Here is a 13,862-nt window from a genome sequence, read left to right on the forward strand (position 1 = left end):
TTTCCCGGGCCCGGTGTTCTTTTCCGGATAAAGTTCGGGGAATACACTATTTTTGTCAGAGAAAACCGGAAAGAATGTCTTCTGTGGAAATTAGAGATGTAAAAGTCACCCGTTATATCACTCCCCTAAGAGAAGGAGGGTCCCTGCCCGCAATTGCCGAGGCCGATGACGGATTTAAGTACGTGGTGAAATTCCGCGGTGCCGGCCACGGCGTGAAAGCATTGATCGCAGAGATGCTGGGAGGTGAAATTGCCCGGAAACTGGGACTTAAAGTCCCGGAAATAGTATATGCGGAGTTGGATGAAGCCTTTGGCCTTACCGAAGGGGATGAAGAGATTCAGGACCTGCTCCGCGAAAGCCGCGGACTTAATATTGGTATCCATTTTTTATCCGGGGCCATTAACTTTGACCCGGTAGCTGTACGGGTGGATGGGGAACTGGCGTCGAAAATTGTCTGGCTCGATGCCTTTATTACCAATATAGACAGGACTTTCCGGAATACCAATATGCTTCTCTGGCACAAAGAGGTGTGGCTTATAGATAACGGGGCTGCTTTTTATTTTCATCATTCTTGGAACAATTGGGAACAACAGGCAAAGACGCCTTTTACTTACATCAAGGACCATGTATTACTTCCGCAGGCAGATATGCTGGATGAAGTGGATGAGAAGTTCCGGGAAATACTGACCGGTGAAGTACTGAGAGAGATCGTGGACCTTATACCGGAAACGTGGTTGCAGTGGGAACAATCCGAAGAAACGCCGGAACAGATACGCGAAATATACTTTCGCTTTTTAACTACGAGACTGACCCACTCCGGAATTTTTATAAACGAAGCAAAGAATGCGAGAAATGCTGTTGTATGAATATGCGGTAATAAGGCTGGTGCCTAAGGTAGAACGGGAAGAATTCCTTAATGTGGGGGTTATACTTTATTGCAAACAACAGGCTTTCCTGAAAACCTTATACCATATTAACGAAGAAAAACTAAAGTGTTTTGCGTGTGAAACGGCTGTAGAGCAACTGAGGGAAAACCTGGAATCCTTTGATAAGATAAGCAGGGGAAGTAAAGACGGAGGCCCTATCGCCCGGTTAGACCTGGCATCGCGTTTCCGGTGGCTTACCGCAATGAGGAGCTCTGTTATCCAGACTTCAAGGCCCCATCCCGGTTTTAGTTCCGACCCGGAAGAAACGCTGCAACGGTTGTTTGAAGAACTGGTGCTGTAAGGGAAGTAAAGGTTGTGTAGTTTTTAGTTCTGAGTTTCTTAGTTGGTAGTTCGGAGTGATCTTTGCCGGAAGTCGGTTTTTTGTATTTAAAGAAGTATTATCTTCTCCTCCATAACACCAAAACTCCCAACTCCCAAACTAATAAAAAAAAGGGACTCAATTGCTTGAATCCCGGAGGTTGGATTATGAAAAAGTTAGTTAGTTAGCTTCAATACCGGTACTAATTTAAAATAACCTTTTTAAAAAATGCAAATAAAAGTTAAAAAAGTTGTAATTTCTACACTTCGTCTTTGAAATTGTGTATTTTATCGATAACGTAATGGTAGTCGTTCTTGTTTTGAACAAAATCCAGTTCCGATACATCCAGGATGAGTACATTCGGATACTGATGGGTTTTAATGAAATCCAGGTAGCCTTTGTTTATCTTTTCCAGATAGTCCGGCGGAATGTTCTGCTCGTATTTTCTTCCCCTTTTTTTGATGTTCTGCAATAACTTATCCGTGTCCTGATAGAGATAAACATATATGTCCGGTTTGGTCACTTCCCTGTACATGAGATCGAATAATTTCCGGTACAAACGGAACTCATCTTCAGCCAGGGTAACATTGGCAAATATCAGTGATTTGAAAATGTCGTAATCGCTTACCATAAAGTTGGAAAACAGGTCGGGCTGTGAGGTGTCGTCTGTGAATTGCTGGTAGCGGTCGGCCAGGAAAGACATTTCGAGGGGAAAGGCATAGCGGTTGCGGTCTTCATAGAATTTGGGCAGGAAAGGGTTGTCCGCAAAGCGTTCCAGGATGAGCTTACCGTTAAAATCTTCTGCTATTTTGGTGGCCAGGGTAGTTTTTCCGGAGCCTATGTTACCTTCTATTGCGAGGTAATGAAGCGAGGCAAAAGGATTTTTCCCCACCGGTTTCAGGTTGTGTGAAGTCATATCGATTTCACTGTTATCCGGGCATTCCTCCAGTAACTGCATCACGGTTTTTTGCAGCTCCGGATGTATTTTTCCGGGAGCAATATCCGCGAGTGGATGTAATACGAACCGCCGGTTGGGAATCTGCGGATGAGGTATCATGAGGTGGTCGGACCGGATGACTTCATCTCCGTAAAACAGGATATCGATATCAATGGTCCTGGGTTGATATCCTTTTTCCTCCGAGCGGACCCTTCCCAGTTTTTTTTCCGTTTCCAGGATGTGGAATAGCAGTTCCTGCGGTTGCATGGAGGTTTCCACGGCAATACACGCATTCAGGAAATCTTCACCGGAAAATCCCCAGGCCGGTGTCTGGTATACTCCGGAACAGGCAGTTACTTTCAATTCATTGCCCTTTTCCAGGTATGTTACCGCATGTTGAAGGTGTTGTATTTTATTCCCGAGATTGCTTCCTATGGATAAATATGCGCGTTTCATTATGCAAAATAACTAAAAGAAACCAACATAAACGAGATAATGAGGGGGTAAAAAAAACGGAAAATGACTTTGTTCACCAACGGGTTTTAATACCGGCTATGGATGGAGGTAAAAGTTGTGGGGTAGGGAGTCCATTAATCGGAACGGAAGGTGTGACGGAGCCCGCCGGGAACTTTTAACAGCAGATTTGCAAATATCTATGGGGATTGAAAATTTCGGGAGACCATTTACCGTAAGTATGGGGTAAGTGCCCGTCCCGTATGGTCCGGGAGGCGGATTACTCCGACGGGAACAGAAACGGACCGGAATTTACATATTGTCACAGACCGTAAATCCGTTTATACCGATCGTAATTCATAGAACGAAAAGATTATCTTTGTGGAGCATAGTAGATAAATACGGTGCGAACGAGTTTTTTACCGCAAGTAATACGCAATTGAACAATGAAATTTTTAAGAAATCTGTTAGCCTCCATTTTAGGGTGCATTATAGCCCTGGGTGTATTGTTTTTTATGTTCCTCATCTTTGTAAGCCTTGTAGGCAGCCAGGACAATGTAATAACCGTACCGGATAAATCCGTACTGGAAATAGGTATCGACCAACCCCTGAAGGATTACGGCGGTAAATTTGATTTTACCGATTTCGGGATGAAATATGAACAATATGACGGGTTGAACCATATGCTGAAAGCGATAGAACAGGCGAAAACCGATACCAAGATCAAGGGGATAAGTATAAACAGTAGTTACCTCCCGGCAGGTATGGCACAGGCCAGAGCCATACGGAATGCGCTGAACGATTTTAAGTCTTCCGGAAAATTCGTATATGCTTACGGGGATTTTTATTCGCAGAAGGATTATTACCTCGCTTCCGTAGCCGACTCGGTTTTCGTTAACCCTGTTGGGGATATAGATTTTAAAGGGCTGTCTTCCGAAGTGTTGTTCTTTAAGGACCTGCAGGAAAAAACGGGGGTCAAACTGGAAGTGATCCGTCACGGTAAATACAAAAGCGCCGTGGAGCCCTTCCTGGATAATAAAATGAGCCCGGAAAACAGGCACCAGATATCCGAATTATTATTTTCCGTATGGGATTCCATGCTGGAAGACATCTCCGGTAGCAGAGGGGTTGGTCTGGATACTCTTAACAGTATAGCGGATAAGCTGGGGGCAAGGACACCGGTTATGGCGCTTAATGCGAAACTGGTAGACCGGATCGCCTATTTTGATGAGTATGAATCTTCCCTGAAACTTGCAGGCGGAATAAAAGAAGGGGAAGAACTGGAATATATAAATATGAAGGAGTATGCCGAATATGCCGCTAAAAAGGTTAAAAAGATCGGGAAGGACAAGATAGCAGTGATCTATGCCGAGGGAGAAATTGTGTACGGTGAAGGTGGCAAAGATTATGTAGGACAGGGCATTATCGTAAAAGCTCTTAAAAAAGCCAGGGAGGACGATAAGGTAAAAGCCATCGTACTCCGTATAAATTCACCGGGGGGAAGTGCATTGGCCTCGGATATCATCTGGAGGGAAGTGGAGATTACCAAAAGGGATAAACCCGTAGTTGTATCTATGGGGAACCTCGCTGCCTCGGGAGGATATTACATTGCCTCGGGTGCAGATAAGATATTTGCCGAGCCCACCACGATAACCGGATCAATAGGTGTTTTCGGAATGCTGCCCAATTTCAAAGAACTGGCAGACCGGATGGGAATACATGCGGAACATGTAGTTACCAACGACCAGGCTCTCGGGTATAGTGTTTTTCAGCCTTTGTCCGAAAAATACGCTGAAGTGACCAAAGAGAGTATCGAAAATATTTACAGCACCTTTATCAATCATGTTGCCGATGGCAGGGAAATGACCGAGGAAGAAGTGGATTCCATAGCCCAGGGAAGGGTATGGAGCGGTGCGGAAGCATTGGAGATAGGCCTTGTGGATGAGATAGGAGGACTGGAAGACGCCATAGCATATGCCGCAGAAACCGGGGGAACCGGAGAATATACCGTGCAGGATTTTCCGGTGTATACCACGAGCATTCAGGATATTATGGATAAGTTTATCGGTGTTTCCATTACCAGGAGTAAAGAAGAAATCTTAAAAGAAGAAATAGGAGAAGAGGCATACCGGATATTGCAAAAAATAAAAGTACTGTCCAGGCAAAAAGGAGTGCAGGCCAGGTTGCCGTTTGAGCTTATTATGCATTAAAATATGAGGTAAGTAACAAAACCGTTTTATAGCAAAGCCGGAAAACTTCCATAGGGTATAGGTTTTCCGGCTTTGAATAATTGTTCTGACGGTGTTGCAGGCACCTTTTTTCGAATTTCTCCAATAAAAACCATTTGCATGCAAAAACATAAAGCCGCATACCAGCTATATTTATATCTCGCAGCACTGTTCATCACTTCCTTGGTAGTTTCCAATCTTATCTTTCAAAAATTCTTTTACTGGTACCCTTTCGGGGAAATAAACATTTTCGGGGCAAAGATATTTGAGATATCCGTCGGGATACTGCCTTACCCGGTAACCTTCCTGATCACCGACCTCATTTCGGAAATATTCGGTAAAAAGAAGGCGAACCAGGTGGTCACCGCGGGTATTTTTGCTTCATTGTTTTCCCTGCTTATTGTCTACGTTTCCGATGCTTCTCCTGCGACGGACTGGTCCCCTGTAGGAGATGAGCTGTTCCGGGATGTTTTCGGACGTACCATACTGGCCGTAATGGCCTCTATGCTGGCTTACCTGGCGGCACAATACGTGGATATCCACATTTATCATTTCTGGAAAAACTACACCAAAGGCAGACATTTGTGGCTCCGGAACAATGGCTCTACGATCTCTTCCCAGATTATAGATACCATGACCGTACTGCTCCTGCTCTGTTCTTTTGATGTGATTGCCTGGGAGCGGTTTACCGGCTTACTGATAGGAGGGGTCCTGTTCAAAATGTTAATAGCTTTGCTGGATACTCCTTTTTTATATTTTTTTGTATATCTTATCCGTAACAGGTTTGACCTGGAAAAAGGAGAGGAGATCCAGTTGCCCTGACAAGATCGTATTTATATAGAAGAAAAACCCTGAAAAAAGATAAAACAGGCGCAGCATTGATTCAAACAAAAATAAAAGCAATGAAACACCCATGATAAAGTTTCCTTTAACACAAACAAGCATGAATATGGGTGTTCCATGTGACCGTTGAAAAACAAATAAAAAATATACACATGAAAATTAAAAAGGGATTAAAGATAGCCGGGATCACTCTCGGGATACTCATACTCTTACTTGCGGTAACCCCGCTTTTGTTCAAGGATAAAATAACAGCACTTATCAAGGAGAACATCAATGAGAACATAAATGCTAAAGTCGATTTTAAAGACATGGATATCAGTCTTTTGTCGGGTTTTCCGAAAGCCCGGGTTTCCCTGAACGAAATATCCGTAATCAACCTTTCCCCTTTTGAAGGGGATACCCTGTTCTATGCCGATGAGGTTTCCGTAAAAATGGGAATAGGAGAACTGTTCAAGGGAAGCGGAATGCAGATAAGCAGCTTTGCCGTAGACAAGGCTAATGTGAATATCCTGGTGAACAGCGAGGGGAAAGCCAACTATGACATAGCCAAAGAAACCGGGAGTACGGATAATAGTAAAGAGGGGGCCGCAGAAGGAGAAGATTTCAGTTTTTCGGTACAGCAATACGCTATCAGGGACAGCCGGATATCTTACATGGATGAAGAGGGGAAAATGCAGTTTGTCATGGACGAATTCAACCATTCCGGTAGCGGGGACCTTTCCCTGACCAAATCGGAGCTAAAAACGAAAACAAATGCATTGGTCTCTTTTGTGATGGACAGCACGGCCTATGTCAGTAAAAACAGGGTGGATCTCAATGCGGTTATCGGTATAGACCTGGAGAAGAACCGCTATTCATTCCTGGACAATACTTTATTGCTCAACCAACTCCCCCTGGTGTTTGACGGCTATGTGCAACTCAATGATAATAGCCAGGAGGTGGATGTGACCTTCAATACCCCGTCATCCGATTTTAAGAATTTCCTTGCGGTTATTCCCGAAGCGTATTCCAGCAATATAGATAATGTACAGACTACCGGGAATTTTGAGGTAAAAGGAAAAGTAAAAGGTGTGGTGGACGATACACATATCCCTACTTTTGATATAAAAATAGCTTCCGACAACGCATCCTTCAAATATCCTGACCTGCCCAAATCGGTTTCGGATATAAAACTGGCTACGGAAATAGTCAATAAAACGGGACTTGCCAAAGATACCTATGTGGACATTCAAAAACTGTCTTTCCGGATAGACCAGGATGTGTTTAATGCCAATGCACGGTTGAACAATGTCACGGAAAATATGCACGTCAATGCCCGGATAGACGGGAAACTGAACCTGGCCAATCTTTCCAGGGCATATCCTTTTCCGATGAAGGAAGAGTTGAGCGGTATTCTGGTAGCGGATATCACTACGGCTTTTGATATGGCCTCCATTGAAAACCAGAAGTATGAAAATACCAGAAATTCGGGAACGGTAGATCTCACCGGCTTTACGTATGCATCTGCGGAAATGGCCAATCCCGTAAGTATCAGCAAAGCCAATGTAACCTTTAATCCCGCAACGGTAAAACTCAATACTTTTCAGGCAAAAACCGGACAGACCGATCTGAATGCCACGGGTACCATTAATAACCTGATGGGCTTTATGTTCAATAAGGAGAATATAGAGGGAAATTTTACCCTGTCGTCCGATACTTTTTCGCTTAATGACTTTATGGTGGCCGAAGCAGAAGGCGAAGGAACACCGGAAGGCGGATCGGAAAAGCCGGGGACAGGAGAAAAAAGCGATGCGAAAACCGAAGAAAAGATCAAGATACCTTCGTTCCTGGATTGTACGGTGGATGCATCGGCCAATACGGTAATATATGATAATCTGAAATTAAAAAATGTAAAAGGGACCCTCATCATACGGGATGAAAAAGCCACACTGAAAAACCTCAGGTCCGATGTATTCAACGGGCAACTGGCCATAAACGGGGATGTGTCCACAAAAGAGGCTACACCGACCTTTAATATGAAGATGGATATCAGCAATTTCGATATCGCCGAATCTTTCCAGGGACTGGACCTGCTGAAAGCCCTGACCCCCATTGCGGGTATTTTGGAGGGTAAACTGAATACGGACCTGTCCCTTTCCGGAAACTTGAACGACGACCTGACGCCCGTACTGACATCCGTTTCCGGAGATGCCCTGGCAGAAGTGCTGACTTCGGGAATCGATACCGGAAATTCGAAATTGCTCAGCGGATTGACCAGCAACCTGAGTTTTCTGGATGTGAACAAATTAAATCTGAAGGACATTAAAACACATTTGTCCTTTGATAACGGAAAAGTCAACGTAAAGCCCTTTCATATAAAATACCAGGATATAGACATTGAGGTAGCGGGAAGCCACGGTTTTGACAAAACAATGGCCTATAAAGCGACATTTAATGTTCCTGCCAAATATCTTGGGAAAGAAGCAAGCAATCTGCTGGCCCAGCTGAATGAAAAGGAAAAAGAGGAAATGACTGTTCCCGTTACGGCAACCATAGGCGGAACCTATACCAGTCCGTCTGTTTCTACCGACATGAAATCTGCCGTTACTGCATTGACACAACAGCTCATTGCCAGGCAAAAAGACAAGCTGGTCGGTCAGGGCAAGGATGCCGTGGGCAATGCGTTGGGTAATCTTTTGGGAGGAAAAAGCAAGGACAGCACGGCAACCGATACTACGGCTGCCAAGAAGCAGGAATCCGTTAAAGAAGCTGCGAAAGATGTTTTGCAGGGATTGTTCGGGAAAAAGAAAAAAGATACGACGAATTAAGTCGGGAGGGGAAAGCATGAAGCTAGAAGTGCGAAGATATAAGTATGTTTGTTCATCTCATTTAACTTCGTGCTTCTAACTTCGCACTCTTCTAATCGTATTTCCTCTTTATAAACCACAGGTCTTCCAGGCTGATGTTAAGGGTGATAAAATGATAGTTTTCCTTGATGAGAATGTTCGATAACTGCCCTTTCTGCCCGTAAGAATATGAGATGTTGAGCATGGAATTGGTATTTGTGTTCAGGGGAAGTCCCAGTCCCGCCGTAATGGCATAACCACCTACTTTTTTGTGGTTGATGGACAGGTAACCGTTATCCGAGGTAAAACCGCCACGAAACTGTACCCTGTCTATATATTCCAATGACCTGGCGTTTTTCATGTATTCTACCCCCATACTGAAAATGTCCTGGTCTTCATATTGGCCGATATTGTCTGTCTGGCTGGTGGAACTCCAGAAATTTCTTTTGTAATCCGCATTTACGGAAAACCCTTTGAAGGGGGTGAAGTAAATACCGACTCCCAATTCCGTGGGTAATTTGAAGTCGGAAATATTTTCACCTTCTTCATCCTCTACGGTTACACTGGTCCCGTCGAGGGTCTTGGTCACGGTCCTGTCCATGCTGCCATCGAGGGAAACCGGCAACTGTACGGTACCTCCCACAGAGAAATTCTTTAAAATATCGTACTGGAAACCCAGTCCCAGGCGAACACCATGATAAAAGGAGGTCTCGTTCATGTCAAAATAACTGCTTCCTATATAAAAGAATTCGTTTTCTTTAATGCTCCCGAACAGATAAGAAGCATTGACCCCTATTCGTATTTTATCCGAGAGCAAATAGCTATAATTGATCTTGACATCGTTCAGCCCGCCCGAACCGTTGATTGTGCTCTCGAATTCCTGGTCAGACCCCTCTATGTTCGAGGTAACCCCCAGCAATGTATATCCTACATTGGTATACGGGGTAAGGGTAACTCCTATGCCCGACTTTTTTGAAAGGGAAAAGGCAAAAGCGAGGTTCGAAAAATTAAAACTCCATTTGTCCTCGTCGTTTATTTTATTCGAATAATGATTGTATTCTGCCCGGAACCCCACATCAAAAAAGAAAGATTTATCAAATATGGAAGCATAGGATGCGGGGTTGAGGTTATTAATTCCGGAATTCCCCGGCATAGCGATTCCGCCATGACCCAGGGCATTGTATTTTCCCACATTGGCCTGGTTGATTATACCGAGGCCGTACATCGAGTACGGAGATCCGGTCAGGCCTTCGGATTGGGCATTTGCAGCAAGGAAACAGCATGTAAAAACACACGCGAAAAAAATAATCTTCTTCATATGAATAGTGGGTTTTTGACCTTCGGAATTGCGGAATACCGCACCGTAATTATTCCTGATCTTCATCGTAAATCGCATACAATACTTGCAGTGTAGCTTCATAATCCCTGTTGTTTTCCCCGTTGAGTACCATACGGTCTACAGATGAACTGTATTGAGAAGGTATAAGGATCAAAGAGCTTCGGTCTTCCCGGGTGGCTGTCATAAGGCGTTCTATATAAGTGCCCAGCGGTACTTCAAAATACAGTTCGTTAAACTCCTCGTTCTCCCGGTTCAATATGGCCTGTAATGCGGTTGATTCGGAAGTAGTAAGCTGTTCCGTAATATCGTTGTTCTGGTCTACAATATAGATGTTGAGCGTATCTCTCAGCGGGAGGTTCTTATCATAAGATGCATTGGTGGGTTTTATTCTGAGAAATGCATTTAGTACTGTTCCCGTACCATCTATGTCGTAGAGAGTGCGGATGGAGGGAAAGCGTATCCTTGTGGTAATGCCTGTTCCCGATTGTATGAAAACCCGGTCTCCGGCCTCTGAACTGGGTAGCACCACTTCGCGGGAGGTAAGTTGGCTGAACAGTGTTCCATCGTCTTCGGAGACGATACGGTTAAAAAAGGTTGCGGGACTGTTTTCGGTCGTAATGGTAAAGTCTGTGTACTGTACCGTGGGTTCTTCCGTTTCGTGGGTGGAATAGTAGATCCTCAGGTAAGTTTTGTCCGATGAGGTATTAAACCCGAGAACGGTCCCATTATCATTTTCCCCGGGTTGTAGCGTAATCCCCTTGAAGTATTCCCGTAGCTGGTCATTGGTAGTAATGTTCTTTTGCTGTATTTGTTCGAACAACTCCTCGCCAAATTCGTCATTGAGTTTTATTTCTACGGAATCTGTCCCGCCCAAAGGTCTGGGAATAAAGGCAATTTCTCCCAGGCTTTCGGTTTCGTGTGCTATGGTCTGCTCGTTGTAAAAGGAATCCCCTTCCACCGGTTTTACCCGGGCCGTCAGTCTTTTTACATGTATGGAAGAAGTTTGGAGGGTGTCGTTGTAATAATATTTATCATATCCCATAAAGAAAGAGATACTGTCATAGACGGCCTCATTATCTATGCTGTAGCTTGTGGGCAATAACTCAAAATAACTTGAAGCCGTGGTCTTTCCGAAAACGGTATCGAGGTACTGGCCTACCAATATACGGGTAGCATCGGAAGTTACCAGGCTGTCGAATTTAATGGTAGACATTTCTACGGTAAGAGTGTCGATAGACAGTACCCGGATATTACTGTCGGTAAAATCTTCGCCTGCTTCAAAGTCGGTGTCATAAGCATTGTCATCACCGCAGGACCACAAAAGAACAGACAGGCAAAAAAATAGCATGTGTCGCATATAGAATGATTTTGGGCAAAAATAGCGGGGTTGGCATAGGGGAAAAATGAAAATCGACCATTGCGGGACCGGCCTATACCAATCCCCTTTATTTACCGATCAAACCACGTCAACGGATTTGATCTGTAAAACCTCCTTTTTGGTATAGAAATAAGAAGAGTTCATCTATTCTGTTTTTGCCCGGGAAGGGCGCTGTGTAGATTTGTTCAAAAAATTGGTGAGAGCAGTAGTAACCATTATATGTCTCTTTCTGGTGATTGCCGGGATTTGGGGACAGGAGAAATTTCCGGAAATGATCCAATTGGAGTACAGTATAAACAAGTCAAACGAAGGAGTGAATGTATACCAAACCCGGATCGGGGGAAGTAAGGTCTTCGCTACGGGAAATTTTCGTATCGGAGTGGTGGCAGATGCCTACAAATTCGATATGGATTACACTTATACCTCTGCAGCAGTGGAGGACATGCATTTTACGGAAGTATATACACTGAGGCCGGAGGTGTTTGTTTCTTATCTCCTGGATGATGCCTGGTCTTTTACTGCTTATGTTCAGCCCGAAATAGCATCCGATTTCCACGGAAACTGGACCGGGGAAGGGTTCAACATGGGATACGGGGGCTATTTTACCAGGTTGTGGAAGCAACCGGGAGAAGCTGTTTCTTCCCTCGTTATAGGAGGTGAATATTCCACGGCCTTCGGAAAACTCCGGTTTGTCCCGGTACTGAACTACAAAAGAAAGATCAATACCCATTGGGAATATGCCCTGGGCTATCCGTATACATACCTGTCTTGGAATATCAACCCGAAGCATACGATAAGGCCCGTCCTCGACCTGGACGCTTTCTATGCCGGGGTCAATGCCGTTACAGGCTATTTCGCAGATGCCGAAAGCCTGTTATATAAGCTGAGTTACCTGAATTTCAACGGAAGGATAAATTATGAGTACTTTTTCAATCGGGGCTGGAATCTCCTGGCCGGTTTGGGATATTCCATACATAACGAGCTGGATCTTTACCGGGATGACACGAAAGTCCATACCTATGATATGGCATCCTCCCTTTATATATCTCTGGGGATCAAATATAAATTTTAAACCAAATAACAAATGAGAAGAACAAAGAAAAAAAATGTGGATTTTATCTTGTATAGTACCTCTCTGGTTTTTTTCCTGGTGTTCCTGGCAGGTTGTTCCAGCGACGATGAGGAAGACATGGGGAACTGGCAGATCCGTTCTGTTTTTGACGGAAAACCGCGAAGCAGTTCCGCTTATTTTTCCATAGGAAACAAGGGATATACCGGGACCGGTTACGACGGTGATGATTACCGGGTTGATTTCTGGGAATACGACATGGATGGGGATTACTGGATACAAAAAGCCGATTTTCCGGGAACGCCCAGAAGTGCGGCAGTAGGCTTCGCCATTGACGGAAAAGGTTACGTGGGGTCCGGTTATGACGGTGTTAACGAACTGGGGGATTTTTATGCCTACGATACCGGAGCCAATTCCTGGACATCCATAGCCGAATTTCCGGAAAACCCCAGGAGAGAAGCATTGGCATTTGCGGCCAACGGATACGGGTATTTTGGCACGGGGACCGACGGGGACAATGACAGAAAGGATTTCTGGAAATATGATCCGTCTGCCGATACGTGGACCGAACTGTTTGGCTTCGGGGGCGATAAAAGGAGAGGGGCCACCAGCTTTACGGTAAATGATAAAGTATATATGGGAACAGGGGTTTCCAACGGAGTTTATCTCAAAGACTTTTGGGTTTTTGATCCTCAGTCCGAAAGCTGGACCAAACTGCTCGATCTTGATGAAGAAGACGATTACAGTATAGTAAGGAGCAATGCAGCCGGTTTCTCAATAGGCAGTTACGGATATATAGCGTGTGGTACTGCTTCCGGAACACTGAACTCTATTTGGGAATATGATCCGGTCAATGACCTCTGGGAACGAAAGACCGGATACGAAGGTACTTCCAGGCAAAGTCCTGTGGTTTTTTCTAACGGGGCAAGGGCATTTGTGGGGCTTGGCCGTTCCGGTAACCTTTACCTGGATGATATTAAAGAGTTCCTGCCCTGGGAAGAATATGACGAAGATGATTAGTGATGTGGTGGTACCCTCCCCGGTCCGGCTACAGGAAAAGCGGGAACGGGGATTTACTATCGGACAGCTGTATGACCGGGAGGTAAAAGCCGCCGGAACGGGCCTGTAGAATCAGCAAGTTACATAACATTAACATATTACCGATCAGGGATATTTGTTGTCTGTCCGGAACTTTAACGAGAATGTATATGAGAAAGAGCGTTTTAATCCTGGGTGGGATACTGCTCATAGGTATTGCAGTAGTTTACCTGTTTGACCTGCAAAGAAGAGATAGGATCGTAACAGAAGTAGTTCAGGTTCCGGGCGGATACGGATATTTGGTGAAAAGCGGGGATAAAATACTTATCCGCCAGGAAATGATACCATCAATACAAAAGACATCTCCTTTTTGTACTTATAACGATGCGAAGGCCGTTGCCTCTCTCGTGAGACAGAAAATAATAAAAAAAGAGATCCCGGCAATTACTAAGGAAGAGTTAAAAGCACTTCATGTACGTATAAATTGTTTAGATTTAGCCAATTAAA

At 44.5% G+C, this 13,862-nt stretch carries 12 protein-coding genes; 9 read left to right on the forward strand and 3 right to left on the reverse strand.

Annotation, left to right across the window (positions count from 1 at the left end):
* Nucleotides 1-74: 74 nt before the first annotated feature.
* Both ED312_RS14715 and ED312_RS14720 read left to right on the forward strand, forming a co-directional pair.
* On the forward strand, nt 75-866 hold the full coding sequence (locus ED312_RS14715) for a HipA family kinase (RefSeq protein WP_123216779.1): 792 nt from the start codon (nt 75-77) through the stop codon (nt 864-866).
* Nucleotides 844-1,227 carry a DUF3037 domain-containing protein gene (locus tag ED312_RS14720; protein WP_123216780.1) on the forward strand — a complete coding sequence of 128 codons (384 nt, stop codon included), beginning with the start codon at nt 844-846 and terminating at the stop codon, nt 1,225-1,227. The genes ED312_RS14715 and ED312_RS14720 overlap by 23 nt, the downstream gene beginning before the upstream one ends.
* Before the next feature lie 277 nt (nt 1,228-1,504).
* On the opposite strand, the gene folK is transcribed toward ED312_RS14720, so the two are convergent.
* A complete protein-coding gene (folK, locus tag ED312_RS14725) occupies nt 1,505-2,638 on the reverse strand; it encodes a 2-amino-4-hydroxy-6-hydroxymethyldihydropteridine diphosphokinase (RefSeq protein WP_123216781.1) in 1,134 nt (377 codons plus the stop codon).
* Nucleotides 2,639-3,081: 443 nt separating this feature from the next.
* Between folK and sppA the strand changes: the two genes are divergently transcribed.
* The 3 genes from sppA to ED312_RS14740 all read left to right on the forward strand — a co-directional run bounded on the left by sppA (nt 3,082) and on the right by ED312_RS14740 (nt 8,513).
* The gene (gene sppA, locus ED312_RS14730) at nt 3,082-4,845 is read left to right on the forward strand and encodes a signal peptide peptidase SppA (protein WP_123216782.1); all 1,764 of its coding nucleotides are present in this window, start codon (nt 3,082-3,084) and stop codon (nt 4,843-4,845) included.
* Nucleotides 4,846-4,983: 138 nt separating this feature from the next.
* Entirely contained in the window at nt 4,984-5,685 is a 702-nt protein-coding gene (locus ED312_RS14735) for a queuosine precursor transporter (protein ID WP_123216783.1), read from the forward strand.
* 173 nt (nt 5,686-5,858) lie between these two features.
* Nucleotides 5,859-8,513, forward strand: a complete 2,655-nt coding sequence (locus ED312_RS14740) for an AsmA family protein (protein WP_123216784.1) — start codon at nt 5,859-5,861, stop codon at nt 8,511-8,513.
* 91 nt (nt 8,514-8,604) lie between these two features.
* Here the strand turns inward: ED312_RS14740 and ED312_RS14745 are convergent, their stop codons facing one another.
* Together ED312_RS14745 and ED312_RS14750 are read right to left on the reverse strand one after the other, a co-directional pair.
* The gene (locus ED312_RS14745; protein WP_240643114.1) at nt 8,605-9,951 is read right to left on the reverse strand and encodes an OmpP1/FadL family transporter; all 1,347 of its coding nucleotides are present in this window, start codon (nt 9,949-9,951) and stop codon (nt 8,605-8,607) included.
* Nucleotides 9,899-11,227, reverse strand: coding sequence for a DUF4270 family protein (locus ED312_RS14750; RefSeq protein WP_123216785.1), 1,329 nt, complete (start codon nt 11,225-11,227; stop codon nt 9,899-9,901). Before ED312_RS14750 ends, ED312_RS14745 begins: the two co-directional genes overlap by 53 nt.
* Nucleotides 11,228-11,444: 217 nt before the next feature.
* On the opposite strand from ED312_RS14750, the gene ED312_RS14755 reads away from it, so the two are divergent.
* The 4 genes from ED312_RS14755 (at nt 11,445) to ED312_RS14765 (ending at nt 13,861) form a co-directional block, all read left to right on the forward strand.
* On the forward strand, nt 11,445-12,320 hold the full coding sequence (locus ED312_RS14755; protein ID WP_148044307.1) for a hypothetical protein: 876 nt from the start codon (nt 11,445-11,447) through the stop codon (nt 12,318-12,320).
* 12 nt (nt 12,321-12,332) lie between these two features.
* Nucleotides 12,333-13,337: a Kelch repeat-containing protein gene (locus tag ED312_RS14760; RefSeq protein ID WP_123216787.1), complete on the forward strand. Its 1,005-nt coding sequence runs from the start codon at nt 12,333-12,335 to the stop codon at nt 13,335-13,337.
* A complete protein-coding gene (locus ED312_RS24380) occupies nt 13,321-13,446 on the forward strand; it encodes a hypothetical protein (protein ID WP_262707137.1) in 126 nt (41 codons plus the stop codon). The genes ED312_RS14760 and ED312_RS24380 overlap by 17 nt, the downstream gene beginning before the upstream one ends.
* Before the next feature lie 79 nt (nt 13,447-13,525).
* On the forward strand, nt 13,526-13,861 hold the full coding sequence (locus ED312_RS14765; RefSeq protein ID WP_170164529.1) for a DUF4907 domain-containing protein: 336 nt from the start codon (nt 13,526-13,528) through the stop codon (nt 13,859-13,861).
* Nucleotide 13,862: the final 1 nt, after the last annotated feature.

Origin of the sequence: Sinomicrobium pectinilyticum (assembly GCF_003725735.1) — a bacterium.
Taxonomy (GTDB): domain Bacteria; phylum Bacteroidota; class Bacteroidia; order Flavobacteriales; family Flavobacteriaceae; genus Sinomicrobium; species Sinomicrobium pectinilyticum.

Coding starts and splice junctions, on each gene's coding strand:
- folK (WP_123216781.1), bottom strand. CDS start 2,638: ATGAAACGCGCATATTTATCCATAGGAAGCAATCTCGGGAATAAAATA.
- ED312_RS14745 (WP_240643114.1), bottom strand. CDS start 9,951: ATGAAGCTACACTGCAAGTATTGTATGCGATTTACGATGAAGATCAGG.
- sppA (WP_123216782.1), top strand. CDS start 3,082: ATGAAATTTTTAAGAAATCTGTTAGCCTCCATTTTAGGGTGCATTATA.
- ED312_RS14720 (WP_123216780.1), top strand. CDS start 844: ATGCGAGAAATGCTGTTGTATGAATATGCGGTAATAAGGCTGGTGCCT.
- ED312_RS14760 (WP_123216787.1), top strand. CDS start 12,333: ATGAGAAGAACAAAGAAAAAAAATGTGGATTTTATCTTGTATAGTACC.
- ED312_RS14715 (WP_123216779.1), top strand. CDS start 75: ATGTCTTCTGTGGAAATTAGAGATGTAAAAGTCACCCGTTATATCACT.
- ED312_RS14765 (WP_170164529.1), top strand. CDS start 13,526: ATGAGAAAGAGCGTTTTAATCCTGGGTGGGATACTGCTCATAGGTATT.
- ED312_RS14750 (WP_123216785.1), bottom strand. CDS start 11,227: ATGCGACACATGCTATTTTTTTGCCTGTCTGTTCTTTTGTGGTCCTGC.
- ED312_RS14740 (WP_123216784.1), top strand. CDS start 5,859: ATGAAAATTAAAAAGGGATTAAAGATAGCCGGGATCACTCTCGGGATA.
- ED312_RS14735 (WP_123216783.1), top strand. CDS start 4,984: ATGCAAAAACATAAAGCCGCATACCAGCTATATTTATATCTCGCAGCA.
- ED312_RS24380 (WP_262707137.1), top strand. CDS start 13,321: ATGACGAAGATGATTAGTGATGTGGTGGTACCCTCCCCGGTCCGGCTA.